We start from the raw sequence: 16136 nt of genomic DNA, 5'->3' as shown, positions 1-16136 counted from the left end.
TCTAGCTTTGTTCGGCCCGGCGCTTGACCACCATGTTCACCATGGTGGCCAGCAGCAGCATGAGGCCCAGGAAGAACTTGAACCAGTCCGGATTCCATTCCGCGTACACGATGCCCTTGTTGGCCATGCCGAAGATAAACGCCCCGATGGCGCCGCCAATGGCGGAGCCGTAACCGCCCGTCAGCAGGCAACCGCCAATCACGGCCGCAATGATGTAGAGGAATTCGTTGCCGATGCCTTCACCGGACTGCACGGTCGAAAACGCGAACAGGTTATGCATGCCCAGGATCCAAGCGCAGAAGCCAACACCCATAAAGAGGCCGATCTTGGTCTTCACCACGGGAACACCGACGGCGCGGGCGGCGTAGTCATCACCGCCGGATGCAAATATCCAGTTACCCATTCGGGTGCGCAACAGGATCCACGAAGCCACGGCAACCAGGGCAATCCAGATAAAGACGGTGATCCGGACCTCCACTCCGCCCAGCGTGACGGACGAGGCGAACACGGCCTTGGCGGAATCGAAACCGTCCATGGTCGAGATGGACGGTGAAGAAACGCTCCCGCCGATGGCCCGGGTCAGGCCCAGGTTGAGCCCGGTGAGCATGAGGAAGGTTGCGAGGGTGACGATGAAGGACGGGAGCTTGGTCTTGACCAGAATCCACCCGTTGATGAAGCCAACCGCCAGCGACACCACCAGAGCCAGCGCAACGCCCACCCATACGTTCGTCGAAAAGTACCAGCTGAAAAGTGATGCCGTCAGGGCCGAGCTGATAACGGCAACACCGGTGGACAGGTCAAACTCCCCGCCGATCATCAGCAGCGAGACACCCACGGCCATGATGCCGATGGTGGAGGCGCCGTACAGGACGGTGGCAATGGAGCCGGGCTGCAGGAACACCGGTGCAACCACTGAGAAGAAGGCAAACAAGGCGATGGCACCCACCAGCGCCCCGATTTCCGGGCGTCCCAGCAGTTTGGCCATCCTGCTCTTGGAGGCAACCCGCTCGTCGGCAGCCGGACCGGCGGGGGTGATGATATTAGCCGTCATGGGGTTTCACTTTCATCATGTCCGGGGCCGCAATCGTGCCCGGGCCGGACCGGCGCATCAGCGGATGCCGTCAGCGGCAAAGACCGCAACCTGTTCGGCGTTCGAGGAATCGATGATGGTGGGACCGGTGAGCACCGGCTGGCCGCCTCCGAGCTCGAAGCCTCCGCGGGAGTTCTGCCAGAGCGCGTCAACCGCTCCGTAGCCCTGAAGCCAGGGCTGCTGGTCCACCGTGAAAATGATTTCCCCGTCGGCAATCCTCTTGGCGAGGTCGGGGTTGAGGTCGAAGGAGGCTACCTTGGCCTCGCTGCCGGAAGACTCCACGGACTTCAGGATGGTGAGCGTATACGGCGCGCCCAGCCCGACGACGACGTCGGCATCCGCTGTTGCCTGCAGCTTGGCTGTCACGGTGGACTCGACCTGGGTCATGTCGGTTCCCTGGACATACAGGATTTCCGTGCCCGGCACCTTGGCCTTGACACCGGCGCAGCGGGCTTCGTGTCCCACGTTGCCCTGCTCATGGATCACGCAGATCGGATGAGCGTACCCGTCCGACGCCAGCCGCTGCCCCACCGCTTCTCCGGCGAGCTGTTCATTGGAACCAAAGTGGGTGAAGGCGCCGAGTTCAACAGATCGGTCCTCCCCTGAGTTCAGGCTCACCACCGGAATGCCGGCGGCTTCCGCCTTCTGGAGCGCTGAGGCGACGGCATCCGGCTTCGCCAAGGTGACGGCAATGCCGTCCACGCCCTGCTCCACGGCCTGCTCAATCAGCTGGGCCTGCCGGCCGCCTTCAGGATCCGAGCTGTACAGAAGCTCAACATTGTCCTTCGCCGAAGCCTCTTCAGCACCCTTGCGCACGATGTCCCAGAAGGTGTCTCCCGGACCCGCGTGGGTAATCAGGGCAATCTTGATGCGGTCAGTGCCGGCAACGGCACCTCCGTTATCGCTGTCCGCTTCGGGGGTCCTCCCGCCGGAACTGGAACATCCTGCCAGGGCCAGCGCAGGAACCAGCAGCACCGATGCTGCCAGTTTGCGCAGGGAAAAATTGAGTGACATTAAAGTCTCCTTTGTCTTCACGGCCCGGCCCAGTAGCCAGCAGCCGGCAGCCGGAGGGGCGCCGCCCCGCTTCGGCACTTGGAAGTCCAAATATATCGACAAGCATGACCATGTCAATCATTTGTCAGGACATACTCGCCTTACCCGAAGCGCTTGTCAGGAGACAGGTTCGCGAGAATTGGTGAGCGATCCCTCCGGCGGAGTGACCGCTGTTACACTCGACAGCAAACGTTTTTGTCCTTACATGGTGCGGTGCAGACCGGGAAAACTACGGAGGTCCAGCAATGAGTCCGGAGCTCAATATTCCGATTGACCGGTCCTCCCCCGTACCCCTGTACCACCAAGTGGTCCAGGGAATTGAAGCAGCCATCCACAGCGGCGTCCTGGAATTCGGCTCCAGGCTGGACAACGAGATTGACCTGGCCGGCAAGCTGAACCTGTCCCGGCCCACTATGCGCAAGGCCATGGACGAATTGGTCCGTGCCGGGCTGCTCGTCCGCAAGCGCGGTGTTGGCACTCAGGTGGTATCAAACCAGGTTCGCCGCCACCTGGAGTTGACCAGCCTGTTCGATGATCTGCAGGGGTCCGGACAAAAACCCGCCACCGCGGTACTCGACTTCCGGCACGGCCAGACAGCACGGGCCGTCGCAGAGACGCTGGAACTGCCCAAGGGCGTGCGCACCTACCACTTCTCCCGGCTGCGCACCGTCGGCGGCAAGCCGCTGGCACTCATGGAGAACTGGGTGCGCGATGACATCACGGAAATCACCGAGGGAGCCCTCCGGGAGCAGGGCCTCTACCAGCTCCTGCGGGATGCCGGGGTGAACTTGAGGCTGGCCACCCAGCGCATCGGTGCCGCCGTTGCCGACAAACGGCAGGCGGAGCTGCTGGACATCGCGCCCGGTGACGCATTGGTAACCATGGAACGCACCGCGGTGGACGATGCCGGACGCAACGTCGAAACCGGACGCCACGTGTATCGTGCCGATTCCTACAGCTTCGAGATGACACTGGTTCAGCGCTAGGGGTGCACACCCCGGGAAAGAGATTCGGATGTCGGAAACACCTTGGGTCTATCCGCTGGGTTCGGCCGCCGACGGCGGGTGGCAGGTTTCGCTGGGAGCAACGGACAGCGCCGCCAGGATTCCGGGATGGTCACACACCGGCCTAAAGGTCACGGAACTGGCGCCCGGGGAGTCGGTGTCGCTGCCGGCAGCGGATGAAGAGCGGCTGGTCATCCCGCTTGTTGGAGCCTTTACGGTCCTGGTTGACGGAACCACGTATCCGCTGCGGGGCAGGAACTCGGTCTTTGCCGGTGCCACCGATGTCCTCTATTCAGGGGTCCGGACGCCGCTGACGGTCTCCTCGGACAATGGCGGCAAGGTTGCTGTGGCCCTGGCCCCGGCGCACGAGAGTTATCCGGTGCGGCTGGTCACGGCGGAGGAAACCCCGCTGGAGCTGCGGGGATCGGGAACCTGTTCACGGCAGGTCCACAACTTCGGCACCCCGGCCGCACTGGAAGCGGACCGCTTCATTGTCTGCGAAGTCCTCACCCCTGCCGGCAACTGGTCTTCCTATCCCCCGCACAAGCATGATGAGGAGAAGGACGGGGAAACGCCCCTGGAGGAGATCTACTACTTTGAAACGCGGGCTGCTGCGGGTTCACCGGTTCCGGAGGACGTTGACGCGGTGGGCTATGCGCGCGTCTACGCCTCCGATGAAAGGCCGATCGATGTCAAGGCCGAAGTCCGCAGCGGCGATGTTGTGCTCGTCCCCTACGGCTGGCACGGCCCGGCCATGGCAGCCCCGGGATATGACCTCTACTACCTCAACATTATGGCCGGTCCCGGCCGGGTGCGGGAGTGGCTAATCAGTGACGATCCGCACCACGGCTGGATCCGGAAAACCTGGGACGGACAGCCGATGGACCCGCGGCTCCCGTTCACCTCCTGAGCTGCCGTCTGACCGGGACCCTGCTGTCTGAGTACACCTACCCGACCGCCGCGGCCCGCGCCGGACCTGGCCGGCGAAGTGCTGCGGCATCCCTGGCGTGGAACTGCTCCTCCAGTTCCTCCAGTGACTTGCCGCGTGTTTCGGGCAGATACGCCTTGACGAAGAGCACGGCAAACACACCAAGTCCGGCGAAAAGGAAGAACGTGCCGGAGATTCCAAGGCCCGCCGTGAGCATGGGAAAGCTGAAACCTACGGCAAAATTGACCATCCAGAGGATGAAGGCGGTGCTGCCCATCCCCAGCCCGCGGATCTTCAGCGGGAAGATCTCCGAGAGCATCAGCCATGTGACCGGTGAAATGGCACCTTGCTGGAATGCGAGGAAGGTGACGGTCAGCGCCAGGATCACGAAGCCGCGCCCTGTGCCCTCGGGCAGCAGGAGCGAAAAGAGACCGATCAGGGACAGTGCGGTAATGGTTCCAATCTGGCCGACCATTAGCATTGGGCGCCTGCCGACCCTGCCCAGCAGCCAGATCCCCGCGAAGGTTGCCAGGACGGAGATCACACCGTTGGCGATGTTTGCTGTCAGCGCGGCCTGCGTGCCGAATCCGGACTGCTTCAGGATTTCGGTGCCGTAATACATGATCGAGTTCACGCCGGTGATCTGCTGGCAGATCGCCACCCCTACGCCGATCAAGAATATGTGCCGCATCCACGGCACCCGCAAATCCTTGAAGGATCCCTTCTTCGCCTCATAGTCCTCACGCGCCAGCGCCCGGACGTCGTCAATTTCCTTCCGTGCCACCGCCGCGGTCCGGATCTTCTTGAGCACTTCGAAGGCTTCGGGGAAGCTCCCGATCGAGGCGAGCCAGCGCGGGCTCTCCGGTACCCGGAGCATCCCGATCCACAGTCCGATGGCGGGCAGGGTCGCGAGCACCAGCATCCACCGCCAGATGTGCGTCTCGTCGGCCCAGACATTGCCAAGTACCGCGTTGGTCACGAAGGCGAGCAGCTGGCCGCTGACGATCATCAGCTCGTTCCGGGTCACCATCTGTCCGCGCAGGTGGGCCGGGGCCATTTCCGCCAGGAACACCGGCACCATGGCCGAGGCTCCGCCCACTGCCAGGCCAAGAATGAAACGGAAAGCCACCATGACGGCAACGTTCGGTGCCAGCGACACTCCGATGGTTCCCAGCAGGAACACGGCGGCCAATCCCATGATCAGGCGCCGGCGGCCATAGCGGTCCCCGAGACGGCCGCCGGACAGCGCACCGAAGGCAGCACCGACAAGCAGCGAACTGGTGACCAGCCCGGTGGTCAGCGGCGTCAGGCCCAGATCGTCCTCCATGAAGGGCAGCGCTCCATTGATGACGCCTGTGTCATAGCCAAACAGCAGGCCGCCCAGCGTACTGACCGCGGTGATGCGTTTGAGCGCCTTGTTGGGTTTCATCCCGGCCTCCGGGGACTGGCCGCGATCCCTGATGCGCCCGGGTTCCTGCTCAGGACTGATGCCCCGTTCGGGCTGGTTGGTCGCGCTCATTGCTTGTCCTCCGTCCGTTCCGGGGCATCCCCGCGTCCGCGGATCATGTCCATCATGGTGGTGAGCTGGTAGCGGGATACCTCGTGGGCGTATTCATCTTCGGCAAAGACGCTGGAGACCATGACGGACTCTGTGCGGTCCAGGAATCCGTTGCCGGACAGGGCCTTGAAAAGCTCCTGCCAGTTCACGTCTCCGTCACCGATCTTCAGGTGCTGGTGCACCCGGACGGTATTGCCCGGCGGGTTGGTGATGTAGCGCAGGCCGTGCGATGCGCGGTGGTTCATGGTGTCCGCCATATGGACAACCCGCAGCTGCTCCCCCACGGCGGCCAGAATGTCACCCGGCGCGTCCGCCAGATGAAAAGAATGAGCAGCGACAAGGACAAAGCCGAGATTTGGCGAATTGACACCCCGGGTCACCCGCCATGCGGCCAGGCCTTCCTCAACGAAGTCATCGGGGTGGGGATCTATGGCCACGTGGAGTCCCTCGCGCTCAAACACCGGCACCAGCTCCTCCATGGAGCGGTAGAAAGCGGCCTCGGATTCTTCCGGTTGTTCCGGACGTCCGCCAAATTCTGTGTTCAGCTGCACGGTGCCGAGGTCGACGGCGATCTGCACGGCCCGCTTCCAGTAGCGCACCGCAGTCTCGCGGAGGTTTTCGTCAGGTGAGGACCACCGCAGCACCGGCAGGATCGAGGCAATCTCAACTTCTGCTTCGGCGCAGGCCTTTTTCAGGTCGGCTACCAGGGCGTCGTCAGCTTTGGGATGGGTAAAGAACGGCAGGAAATCCGGATGCGGCGTGAGCTGCAGGTATTCGTATCCCAAATCCGCGGCCAGCTGGGGAAACTCCAGCAGCGAGTAGCTGTGATGGAACGGCGTTGGGTCCAAGGCAATCTTCATTGTTCGCACTCCTCTTTCGCTGGCAACGCAGTGCACTGCATCGCACCGGCGCCGTGGTCAGCTCTGGTACAGCAGGGGCTTTTCGTGAAGCTCGACGGCAACCGTACGGCCGGTTTTCTGCGCTTCGACGCCGGCTTCGCAGCAGGCCGCCGCCGCGTATCCGTCCCAGGCACTGGGCCCGCCGATGTCCCCCTGCAGGGCAGCGTCCACCCAGGACTGGATTTCGCGGTCGTAGGCGGCGCTGAACCGCTCGGCAAACCCCGGCAGGACGGTGCCGCCCCAGCGGCCGCGGGCGCTCAGGTACGGGCCGGCGTCGTTTCCGATCCGCACTACTCCCTGCTCGAACACCGCCTGGGTGCCCACCTCGTAGCCGTACTGGGCATTGACATAGATCTCCACGTCGGCCAGCACACCCGAGGTTGTTTCCATCAGCACCTGCTGCGGGTCACTCATGCCCGCCGGGGCGTTGCGGGTGGTCTTGCCGGTGCGCACCCGCACCGAGGTAATCTCTTCCGCGCTAAAGAACCGGACGGCGTCAAACTCGTGCACCACGGAGTCGTTGATCAGCATTTCGTTGCTGAATCCGGGCGGTGTGGCGGGGTTGCGGTGCTGGTGGTGCAGCATCAGCAGCTCGCCCAGTTCTCCGCTGCGGATCAGCTCGGCCAGATGCGCATACTCGGCGTCATAGCGGCGCATGAAGCCCACCTGGATGCGTTTGCGGCCCAGCTTCTCCTCCGCCTGCAGTACCCGCCAGGCCGACACAGAGTCCGGGGTCAGGGGTTTTTCGCAGAGGATGGGGATGTCCCGGGCGAGCGCGGCGTGCAATGCGTCTTCATGCAGAAAGCCGGGCGTTGCGATCAGCACAGCGTCCGTGCGCGGGTCCTCAAGTGCTGCGCGGATGTCGGTCAGGGCAGCGGCACCGGGAACACCGGCGGCTGCGGCGGCTGCCCGGGGAGGATCGATGTCGACGACGGCGCTTACCTCCGCCCCGTGGGTGCGCCGGGCCAGGCGCTGAATATGGTCAACGCCCATGCGTCCGGCACCGATGACGGCAACGCTGAGATTCCGGCTCATAGGAGCCTCCTTAGGTGATCCTTGCGGAGCTGGTTGCGGAAGTTGGGTAAGGCGGCAGCTAGGAAACGCGTGTCCGTGAACCGCAGGAGAGCAGGTAGTTGCGGGTCCGGCGGGCGATCGGCAGGGGTACGTCCAGATTCGCCACCGGGTACATGTCCTGCTCCACGATCCCGAACAGCGGCCGGTTCAGTTCCTCGGCCGCCGCGATGACCAGGGACAGATCAGGCAGTCCCCCCGGTGGTTCACTCATGACCCCGGCCCGGTTTGCCGCTGCCCAGGTCAGGTTCTCCCGGCGGACCGTGTCCAGGACCTGCGGATCCACCTGTTTCAGGTGCAGGTAGCCGATGCGCTCCGGGTAGGTGGTCATCAGCTCCACGCTGTCCGCATCTCCGTACTGCGCATGTCCGGTGTCCAGGCACAGGGACACCACTTCGGGATCGGTTTCCTGCAGGAAGCGTTCAATGTCCGGCTGCGCGCATACGTGCGAGTCGGCGTGCGGGTGGAACTGCTGCTGCAGTCCGTAATCCTCGGCCAGCACCTTTCCCAGCCGGTTGTGGCCGAGAAACAGGTCCTGGAGTTGTTCCGGCGTAAGGTCGGAACTCTCGATCGCTTCTCCGGTTACGTCGTCGCGCCACATCGCCGGAATCACCACCATGTGCCGCCCGCCCATGGCCGCCGTGAGTTCAGCAACCCGGCGGGCCGGCTCCCATGCTTCCTCCCACTGATCGGCGCCGCGGTGAAAGGCCGTGAAGACGGTTCCGGCGGAGACCTGCAGGCCGCGCTGCCCCAGCTCATCCGCCAGCCGGACCGGATCGGAAGGCAGGTAGCCGTACGGTCCCAGTTCGATCCACCGGTAACCGGCTTCGGCCGCTTCGTCCAGGAAACGCTGCCATGGGGTTTGCCGGGGGTCCTGGGCGAACCAGACGCCCCAGGAATCCGGTGCGGTTCCGATGATGAGCTTGTTCTCAGTCATGTGCCGGTCCTGTCTCTGCGTCACCGATCAACGGTTTCTGTGCGGCCTTGTGCCGGAGGTAGGTGCTGCGGGCATCCCGGGTGGACTCCAGTTCGGAGGCGCCGGCTACGGGAACGTCCCACCAGGATTCGGAATCGGGAGCATCGATCAGCGGATTGGACTCGACGTGAATCAGCACCGGCCCGCTGCCCTCGGGTTCGGCCTTGGCCTTGGCGACGGCCGTCTCCAGATCGGCCACTGCATTGTCACCGGGCTCCACCCGGATGACGCGGACGCCCAGTGATTGCGCATTTGCCGCGAGATCAACGGGCAGCAAATCGCCGTCGTCGAAGGTTCGGTGCACGGGATCCAGCGTCCGGTAACGGGTGCCGAACCGCTGCGAGCCCAGCGACTCGGACAGCGCCCCGATGGAGGCGTATCCGTGGTTCTGGATCAGGACGGTTATGAGCTTGATGCCTTCGGCTACGGCGGTGACCAGTTCGGTGTGCATCATCAGGTAGGAGCCGTCACCCACCATGACGACGACGTCGCGCGGCGCCTCACCGTTCCCGGCACGGCGCGCCTCGTCAATGGCGGCGCGTTTTACTCCCAGTCCGCCCGGGATTTCATAGCCCATGGTGGAGAAGGCATATTCCACGTGGTAGCCGAAGGGGTCGGCAATGCGCCACATTTTATGCAGGTCGCCGGGCAGGGATCCGGCAGCACAGACGACGACGTCGCGTGCAGCGGTAGCGCGGCGAACGGCTCCGATGATTTCGTTTTGGCTGGGCAGCGGAACATGCCGGGTGTCGAAAACCTCGTCCACAGTGGCGTTCCAGCGCTGCTTTTCCGCTGCCACCAGCTGCGCCAGGTCCGCACCAACGCGGTAACCGGACAAGGCCTCCGTCAGTCGAAGCAGCGCCTTGCGGGCATCAGCCACGATTGGCAGCGCGGTGCCCAGCTTGTACGCGTCCAGCGGTGCCACGTTGATGTTCACGAACTTCACGTCCGGATCCTGGAAAGCCGTGCGCGAGGCCGTGGTGAAGTCTTCATAGCGGGTGCCGATGCCAATGATCAGGTCCGCATCGTGTGCGACGGCGTTGGCCGCCGTCGTACCCGTGGAACCGACGGCGCCGAGGCAGTACGGAGCGTCCCAGGGCAGCGAGCCGACGCCGGCCTGGGTGTAGGCAACCGGTATGCCCGTGAGTTCGGCCAGCCGTGCCAGCTGAGCGGTGGCGAACGCGTACAGCACTCCGCCTCCCGCGATGATCAGCGGACGCCGGGCTGAGCGAATCAGCTGGGCGGCGCGGAGGATGTCATCCTCGTCGGGCTCAGGGCGGCGGATGCGCCATTCCCGCTCCGCGAGGAATTCTGCGGGCACGTCGAGTGTTTCGGCCTGGACATCCTGGGGCAGCGAAATGGTGACCGCGCCGGTGTCGGCAGGATCCGTAAGGACCCGCAGACCGTTGAGGAAGGCCGAATAGAGCTGTTCCGGCCGGACCACCCGGTCAAAGTACCGGGACAGCGGGCGGAAGGCGTCATTGACGGTGATGTCGTAAGCGTCCGGACGCTCCAGCTGCTGCAGCACGGGATCCGCCGCCCGGGTGGCGAAGGTGTCTGCCGGGAGCAGCAGCACGGGAAGCCGGTTGGTGGTGGCCACGGCAGCCCCGGTGAGCATGTTGGTGGCTCCCGGCCCAATGGAGCTGGTCACAGCATAAGTGGCGCGCCGGCGTACGTGCCGTGCGTATCCCACCGCCTGATGCACCATCGCCTGTTCATTACGTCCCTGGTAATAGGGCATCACATCCGGGTCCCGGACCTGCTCCTGTTTTAGTGCCTGGCCCACCCCGGCAACGTTTCCGTGACCAAAGATGCCGAAGATGCCGGGGATCAGGCGCTCGCGGTAGTCCACACCCCCGATGCTGTCCACAACGTACTGTTTGCCCAGGAACTCGACCACTGCCTGGGCCACCGTCATGCTGCGCGTTTTCATGGTGCAGGCACTTCCTGTTCGGGGACAAAGTTCCGTGCCGGGTGGTTGTTGAGCAGCGAGGCCGCCGCGGCCACGGCCTCGCCGACGTCACCGCTTTTGGGGTACAGCAGGGTTCTGCCTACGGTCAGGCCCTGGACGCCGGGCAGTTTCAAGGCCGCCTGCCAGCGGTTCAAGGTGTCCTGCGGGGACCCGGACGGGTCTCCGCCGAGCAGGACAGCGGGCATGGTGGTGGCTGCCAGAACCCGCTCCATGTCGGGGACCACGGGCAGCTTCAGCCAGGTATAGGCGCTGGTGGAACCCAGTCCCGAGGCGATGGCAATGGAGGTGATGACGGCGTCGGCGGTCAGGTCGTTGCGCAGGCGGCCGTGATCCCACACGGACATGAACGGTTCCACCATTGCCACCAGGTGCCGCTCTGCGAGGGCGTCGATGGTTTTCGCGGCTGATTCCAGCGTGCTGACCGTTGCCGGGTCTCCCAGGCAGATGCGGACGAGCATTTTGCCCCCGGTGGCGCCCAGCGACTGCAGCGCGGCTGCGGTGTGGCCCGTGAACCGGTCGTCGGGTTCATTGACGGAACCGGCCAGCCCGCCCCGGTTCATGGAGCCGAACAGCAGTTTGCCGTCCAGAGCACCCAGCAGGAGCAGGTCATCCATGATGTCGGCTGTGGCCAGCACTCCGTCCACTGCCGGATGGGCCAGCGCGGATTGCAGCCGGTCCAGAAGATCATGGCGGTCTGCCATCGCCATGGACCGCTTGCCTACGGCGAGGGCGCCGCGGGCCGGATGATCGGCTGCAACAATAAAGTTTTGTTTCCCCAGCCGTGGTCCGGGGTGGGGACGGCGTTCGGCAGCCGCGCGGCTGACGGCTCCGGGGTCCTCCAGCCGGAGGCGGGTCAGGTGCTCGTAGCGTCGCGGGTTGTCATCGAAGCCGTTCACGTGGTTGCCTCCAGGAGTTCCGGCACCATCCGGCCGCGTTCGGTCAGCAGCTCAAGAACTTCCGTGGGCGTGGGCATGGCATCCGCGCAGGAGATCCGCGATGCCACCAGCGCACCCGCTGCGTTGGCGTATTCCAGCACTGCGGCCAGGGGCCACCGCGCCAGCAGCCCGTGGCACAACGCGCCGCCAAAGGCATCTCCGGCTCCAAGCCCGTTCACCGTCTCCATCGGAACGGGCGGAGAGATCACGCACTCAGTTGGGGTCTTTGCCAAGACGCCGTCAGCCCCCAGTTTGACCACCGCCAACGCAACGCCTTCGGCCAGCAGCCTGTCAGCCTGTTCTTCGGGCGTTCCTGCTCCCACCGCCACCGAGCATTCCTTGGTATTGCCCACCGCAACCGTGACGTACGGAAGGATGCGGTGGATTTGTTCTCGGGCTTCATCCTCGCCCGACCAGAACATCGGCCGGTAGTCCAGATCCAGGACCGTGTGCTGTTCCGGTCCCAGCGCCTCCCTTGGCCGGGCACGGTGGGCGGCCAAATGCGCTCCCCGGCTGGATTCCTGGCTCAGGCCCGTCACCGTGGACCAAAAGATGCCTGCCTGCCGGACGGCGTCCATGTCCAGGTCTTCGGCCGCGATCTGCAGATCGGGCGCCGTTGGAAACCGGCCGTAAAAATACAGGGGGAAGTCCTCCGGCGGCATGATCGCGCAGAAGGTCACGGGGGTTTGGAGCTCCGGAACGGCAGTGACATAGCTGTCGTCGACGCCGAACCTCAACAGTTCCCGGTGCAGGTATTTTCCGAACGGATCGTCACCGGTCCGGGTGATGACGGCGGCCCTGCGCCCGTGCCGGGCCGCGGCGACCGCAACGTTGGATGCTGATCCGCCAAGGTACTTGGCAAAGGAGGTGACATCCGCCAGATCCACTCCAATGTCCTGCGGGTAGATGTCAACGCTGATCCGTCCGATGGTGAGCACTTCGTGAGGCACTGTGTCCGCCGGCCTTTCCGCTGGGGACGGCGCGGCCGCCCTTATTGGCTAAAGCGTGACCGCAGTCACATGCACATCCTGTCCCCCTAACTTTGTCCTGTCAATGTCTTCGACAGAATCAACTGACCCAACCGCTCCCGAGCGCCGTATCGCTGACTACCGGCGCAGCCGCACAGGGATGCAGGAAGGCCATGTCAGCCCAGCGGGCGACCTTTGTCCTGTCATATCCGCGACCAGTCCGGACGATTTGAAGGATCCCCTCCGCCTCATCAATGTTTCGCCCCTGGAGCAGGTGGTCCAGACAAGTCTTGAGGGGTGGCAGGTGCAGCATAAATGCCTGCGGTGTCCGTGACCGCAGCGTTCCGGCTGTCCGGCGCAAAAGAAAACACCCCGGTCCAAAGACCGGGGTGTTACCTGTGTCGCGACTCATCCGTGAACGATGTCTGGACGATTTCCTTTGGTGCCCGAAGTGGGACTCGAACCCACACACCTCTCGATACTGCATTTTGAGTGCAGCGCGTCTGCCAATTCCGCCATTCGGGCCAGCCCTGCGGTGTGAATCACAAAGTTCACATTCCGTGTTGGGCGCGAATCTACTCTACATGCGGATAGGCTATTTGTGTGAACTGTCAGTTCGCACACGGCAGTCAACCGCATTCTGAGGAGCACCTGTGTCTGAGTCCACCGAGCCCGCCCCGTCCAACACGCCGGCGCGGCGCGTCATCGTCGCCGAAGATGAGACGCTGATCCGCCTCGACATCGTGGAAATCCTCACCGGTGAGGGATACGACGTCGTTGGTGAAGCCGACAACGGCGAGAAGGCTGTTGCCCTTGCCACCGAGTTGAAGCCCGATCTGGTCCTGATGGACGTCAAGATGCCCGTCATGGACGGCATCACGGCAGCTGAGCAGATCGTCAAGGCCCGCATCGCGCCGGTTGTCCTGCTGACCGCCTTCAGCCAGAAGGAACTAGTTGAACGCGCCCGCGAGGCTGGGGCCATGGCCTATGTGGTCAAGCCCTTCACCCCCGCTGACCTGATTCCCGCGATCGAGATTGCGCTGTCCCGCCACGAGGAAATCAAGGCCCTCGAGGAAGAGGTCAGCGACCTCAAGGAGCAGTTCGCCACCCGCAAGCTGGTGGAGCGCGCCAAGTCGCTGCTGACCACCAAGATGGGCCTCACGGAACCCGAGGCCTTCCGCTGGATCCAGAAGACCTCCATGGACCGCCGCCTGAGCATGCGTGAAGTCGCCGAGACCATCATCAACCAGGTCAACTAAGGCTTCTCAGGCGACCCCGCCAAGAAAAACCCCGCCCGACGTCGTCGGGCGGGGTTTTTTGCGCTCGGCATCAGGCCGCGGACAACGCTCTGCCCTTGATGGTTTCGAATTCCTGCGGGGTGATGGCACCGGCGTCAAGCAGGTCCTTGGCCTTGGAGATTTCGTCGCTGGGGGAAGAGGCCGCAACCCGGCGAATGTATTCCTCCGTGGAGTTCTGCAATTCCTGTGACTCCCTCCTGGCCCGTTCATTCATTCCCCTCCCGCGGGCGATGAGATAAACGAGGACCGTGAGGAACGGAAACAGCACCAGAAAGATGACCCACACAGCTTTGGCCCAGCCGCTCAGTCCGCGATCACGGAACAAGTCGCTGATCACCGCAAAGAGGGTAAACAAATAGGCAAAGAGGACTGTCACGGTGAAAACCCACCAAAGGATGTCCCAAAAATTGTCCCAGTAGCTCAAAGCTGCTCCTTTCTCAGGCCGTACTCATGATCATCGCCCGAGCGCTTGAGCAGTGCCATGGTCCAACGTCGATACGCAGCCGCGGCTAGCGAAACAGTGCAGGTCATCCCCCGCTGTCCGGGATTGGTTCTTGCCCCCCTGGGCACGGGTGGTCGAACCGTGGGTGAGTAGGCACATGGGTAAGGAGGGGCGGCATATCTGGAAAACTGGATATCAATGGATGGAACTGGATACCGTTACAGAAAAGAGCTGCCCGGCCGGAAAACCCCGGCCGGGCAGCTCTGATGGAACGAGGTGAAGTCCGTGTTAGATGGACTTGGCCTTGCCCTTATTGGAGTTCTTGATCGGCCACGGGCCAACCTTCTCCTTGACGCGCATCTGGCCGTCAAGGCGCTGACCTGCATCAGCGATGTCCCCTGCCTTGTGGACCTTGATCGAGTTGGTGGAACCAGCCTGTCCGGGAGGCGAACCGGCTGCGATCACCACGATGTCGTCAATATCCACCAGGTCGTTCTCGAACAGCGTCCGGTCCACCTGGGCAGTCATCTGGTCAGTGTTCTCCGCAAACTCCACGAGCATGGGCTGGATGCCCCAGAACAGGCTCATGTAGCGGTAGGTCTCTTCCACAGGGGTGAAAGCCAGCACCGGCTTCTTCGGGCGCAGGCGGGAAAGCCTGCGGGCCGAGTCACCGGACTGGGTGAAGGTGCACACGAACTTTGCGTCGAGCTGGTCTGCGATTTCGACAGCGGCACGGGTAATGGCGCCGCCGCGGGTACGCGGCTTGGAGCCCAGGGCCGGCACGCGGTTGAGGCCGTGCTCCTCAGTGGACTCGATGATCCGGGCCATGGTGGTCACGGTCTCGATCGGGTACTTGCCCACTGACGTCTCGCCCGAGAGCATCACGGCGTCGGCACCGTCAAGTACGGCGTTGGCGCAGTCGGAGGCTTCAGCGCGGGTGGGCCGCGGGCTGTCGATCATGGATTCCAGCACCTGGGTGGCCACGATGACCGGCTTCGCCCAGCGGCGGGCCAGTTCGATGGCGTTCTTCTGCACCAGGGGAACGTCTTCGAGGGGAAGCTCCACACCGAGATCGCCACGGGCAACCATGATGGCGTCGAAGGCGTCAATGATTTCCTCGATGGCAGCCACGGCCTGCGGCTTCTCGATCTTGGCGATGACCGGAACGCGACGGCCTTCCTCGTCCATGATTTCGTGGACGCGGCGCACATCAACGGCGTTACGGACGAAGGACAGCGCAACCATGTCCACGCCGCGGCGGATGGCCCAGCGCAGGTCTGCCTCATCCTTGTCGCTCATGGCGGGCACGCTTACCGCCACACCCGGCAGGTTCAGGCCCTTGTTGTTGGACACTGGGCCGGGAACGGTCACTTCGGTGACCACCTTGACGTCATCAACGGCAGTGGCACGGACGGAGACCTTGCCGTCGTCGATCAGGAGGGTGTCCCCCACGTTGACGTCGTTGGGCAGTCCCTTGTGCGTGGTGGAGACAATATCCTTGGTGCCCGGAACATCTTCAATGGTGATCGTGAAGACGTCGCCCTTGTTCAGGTAGTGCGGGCCGTCCATGAAGCGGCCAAGACGGATCTTGGGCCCCTGCAGGTCAGCGAAGATGCCTACCGGCTTGCCCAGTTCCTCGGATGCCCGGCGCACGTTCTCATACACAGAATTGTGTACGTCGTGATCTCCGTGGCTCATGTTCATGCGGGCTACGTCCACTCCGGCGCTGAGAACCGCGAGGGTGTTTTCGTAGCTTGCGATTGCTGGGCCGAATGTGGCCACAATTTTTGCACGTCTCATAAGCTCAAGCCTAGTCGTCCTGCGCCGATTACGCATGGAGACGGGCCGCATAGCAGGCGTCCTTGGATACAGCTGCCAGTGTTTTTTGTCTCAGGCAGCCGGCGAGGGCGGCAAGCAACCACCCCCCAGCTGCCTCTCACGG

14 protein-coding genes and 1 tRNA gene are annotated in these 16136 nt (G+C 63.6%); 3 read left to right on the top strand and 12 right to left on the bottom strand.

Annotation, left to right across the window (positions count from 1 at the left end; translation table 11 throughout):
- Position 1: 1 nt before the first annotated feature.
- Together CXQ89_RS08105 and CXQ89_RS08100 are read right to left on the bottom strand one after the other, a co-directional pair.
- Positions 2–1051: an ABC transporter permease gene (locus CXQ89_RS08105; protein ID WP_104160890.1), complete on the bottom strand. Its 1050-nt coding sequence runs from the start codon at positions 1049–1051 to the stop codon at positions 2–4.
- A gap of 57 nt (positions 1052–1108) precedes the next feature.
- On the bottom strand, positions 1109–2104 hold the full coding sequence (locus CXQ89_RS08100; RefSeq protein ID WP_104054492.1) for a substrate-binding domain-containing protein: 996 nt from the start codon (positions 2102–2104) through the stop codon (positions 1109–1111).
- Between the two features lie 284 nt (positions 2105–2388).
- Here CXQ89_RS08100 and CXQ89_RS08095 point away from each other — a divergent pair, with 284 nt between their 5' ends.
- Positions 2389–3129, top strand: a complete 741-nt coding sequence (locus tag CXQ89_RS08095; RefSeq protein ID WP_104160889.1) for a GntR family transcriptional regulator — start codon at positions 2389–2391, stop codon at positions 3127–3129.
- Positions 3130–3157: 28 nt separating this feature from the next.
- Complete coding sequence (gene iolB / locus CXQ89_RS08090) at positions 3158–4057, top strand: 5-deoxy-glucuronate isomerase (protein ID WP_104160888.1); 900 nt, start codon at positions 3158–3160, stop codon at positions 4055–4057.
- A gap of 37 nt (positions 4058–4094) precedes the next feature.
- Here iolB and CXQ89_RS08085 read toward each other — a convergent pair whose 3' ends face one another.
- The 8 genes from CXQ89_RS08085 to CXQ89_RS08045 all read right to left on the bottom strand — a co-directional run bounded on the left by CXQ89_RS08085 (position 4095) and on the right by CXQ89_RS08045 (position 12979).
- A complete protein-coding gene (locus tag CXQ89_RS08085) occupies positions 4095–5594 on the bottom strand; it encodes a sugar porter family MFS transporter (RefSeq protein ID WP_308471680.1) in 1500 nt (499 codons plus the stop codon).
- Complete coding sequence (locus CXQ89_RS08080; RefSeq protein ID WP_104160887.1) at positions 5591–6493, bottom strand: sugar phosphate isomerase/epimerase family protein; 903 nt, start codon at positions 6491–6493, stop codon at positions 5591–5593. The genes CXQ89_RS08085 and CXQ89_RS08080 overlap by 4 nt, the downstream gene beginning before the upstream one ends.
- A gap of 57 nt (positions 6494–6550) precedes the next feature.
- Positions 6551–7567, bottom strand: coding sequence for a Gfo/Idh/MocA family protein (locus tag CXQ89_RS08075; protein ID WP_104160886.1), 1017 nt, complete (start codon positions 7565–7567; stop codon positions 6551–6553).
- A gap of 58 nt (positions 7568–7625) precedes the next feature.
- Positions 7626–8540 (bottom strand): sugar phosphate isomerase/epimerase, encoded by a 915-nt coding sequence (locus tag CXQ89_RS08070; RefSeq protein WP_104160885.1) that lies wholly within the window; start codon positions 8538–8540, stop codon positions 7626–7628.
- Entirely contained in the window at positions 8533–10497 is a 1965-nt protein-coding gene (gene iolD / locus CXQ89_RS08065; RefSeq protein WP_104161407.1) for a 3D-(3,5/4)-trihydroxycyclohexane-1,2-dione acylhydrolase (decyclizing), read from the bottom strand. The genes CXQ89_RS08070 and iolD overlap by 8 nt, the downstream gene beginning before the upstream one ends.
- Before the next feature lie 11 nt (positions 10498–10508).
- Positions 10509–11447 (bottom strand): deoxyribose-phosphate aldolase, encoded by a 939-nt coding sequence (locus CXQ89_RS08060; RefSeq protein ID WP_104160884.1) that lies wholly within the window; start codon positions 11445–11447, stop codon positions 10509–10511.
- Complete coding sequence (iolC, locus tag CXQ89_RS08055) at positions 11444–12436, bottom strand: 5-dehydro-2-deoxygluconokinase (protein WP_104160883.1); 993 nt, start codon at positions 12434–12436, stop codon at positions 11444–11446. Before iolC ends, CXQ89_RS08060 begins: the two co-directional genes overlap by 4 nt.
- A 458-nt stretch (positions 12437–12894) precedes the next feature.
- Positions 12895–12979 (bottom strand) — tRNA-Leu (locus tag CXQ89_RS08045).
- A gap of 128 nt (positions 12980–13107) precedes the next feature.
- On the opposite strand from CXQ89_RS08045, the gene CXQ89_RS08040 reads away from it, so the two are divergent.
- Entirely contained in the window at positions 13108–13713 is a 606-nt protein-coding gene (locus CXQ89_RS08040) for an ANTAR domain-containing response regulator (protein WP_104054501.1), read from the top strand.
- A 70-nt stretch (positions 13714–13783) separates the two neighbouring features.
- Here the strand turns inward: CXQ89_RS08040 and CXQ89_RS08035 are convergent, their stop codons facing one another.
- Positions 13784–14176: an SHOCT domain-containing protein gene (locus CXQ89_RS08035; protein ID WP_104160881.1), complete on the bottom strand. Its 393-nt coding sequence runs from the start codon at positions 14174–14176 to the stop codon at positions 13784–13786.
- A 306-nt stretch (positions 14177–14482) separates the two neighbouring features.
- Positions 14483–15994 carry a pyruvate kinase gene (gene pyk / locus CXQ89_RS08030; RefSeq protein ID WP_104054503.1) on the bottom strand — a complete coding sequence of 504 codons (1512 nt, stop codon included), beginning with the start codon at positions 15992–15994 and terminating at the stop codon, positions 14483–14485.
- Between the last annotated feature and the right edge of the window lie 142 nt (positions 15995–16136).

It is taken from the genome of Arthrobacter sp. ZGTC212 (assembly GCF_002929255.1).
Lineage (GTDB): Bacteria > Actinomycetota > Actinomycetes > Actinomycetales > Micrococcaceae > Arthrobacter_B > Arthrobacter_B sunyaminii.
Note: the sequence above shows the minus strand (reverse complement) of the source record. Positions and strands in the feature narration are given on the sequence as shown.

Excerpts from the sequence above, each read along its gene's own strand:
- CXQ89_RS08105 (WP_104160890.1), bottom strand. The coding sequence starts at position 1,051 with ATGACGGCTAATATCATCACCCCCGCCGGTCCGGCTGCCGACGAGCGG.
- CXQ89_RS08100 (WP_104054492.1), bottom strand. The coding sequence starts at position 2,104 with ATGTCACTCAATTTTTCCCTGCGCAAACTGGCAGCATCGGTGCTGCTG.
- CXQ89_RS08095 (WP_104160889.1), top strand. The coding sequence starts at position 2,389 with ATGAGTCCGGAGCTCAATATTCCGATTGACCGGTCCTCCCCCGTACCC.
- iolB (WP_104160888.1), top strand. The coding sequence starts at position 3,158 with ATGTCGGAAACACCTTGGGTCTATCCGCTGGGTTCGGCCGCCGACGGC.
- CXQ89_RS08085 (WP_308471680.1), bottom strand. The coding sequence starts at position 5,594 with ATGAGCGCGACCAACCAGCCCGAACGGGGCATCAGTCCTGAGCAGGAA.
- CXQ89_RS08080 (WP_104160887.1), bottom strand. The coding sequence starts at position 6,493 with ATGAAGATTGCCTTGGACCCAACGCCGTTCCATCACAGCTACTCGCTG.
- CXQ89_RS08075 (WP_104160886.1), bottom strand. The coding sequence starts at position 7,567 with ATGAGCCGGAATCTCAGCGTTGCCGTCATCGGTGCCGGACGCATGGGC.
- CXQ89_RS08070 (WP_104160885.1), bottom strand. The coding sequence starts at position 8,540 with ATGACTGAGAACAAGCTCATCATCGGAACCGCACCGGATTCCTGGGGC.
- iolD (WP_104161407.1), bottom strand. The coding sequence starts at position 10,497 with ATGACGGTGGCCCAGGCAGTGGTCGAGTTCCTGGGCAAACAGTACGTT.
- pyk (WP_104054503.1), bottom strand. The coding sequence starts at position 15,994 with ATGAGACGTGCAAAAATTGTGGCCACATTCGGCCCAGCAATCGCAAGC.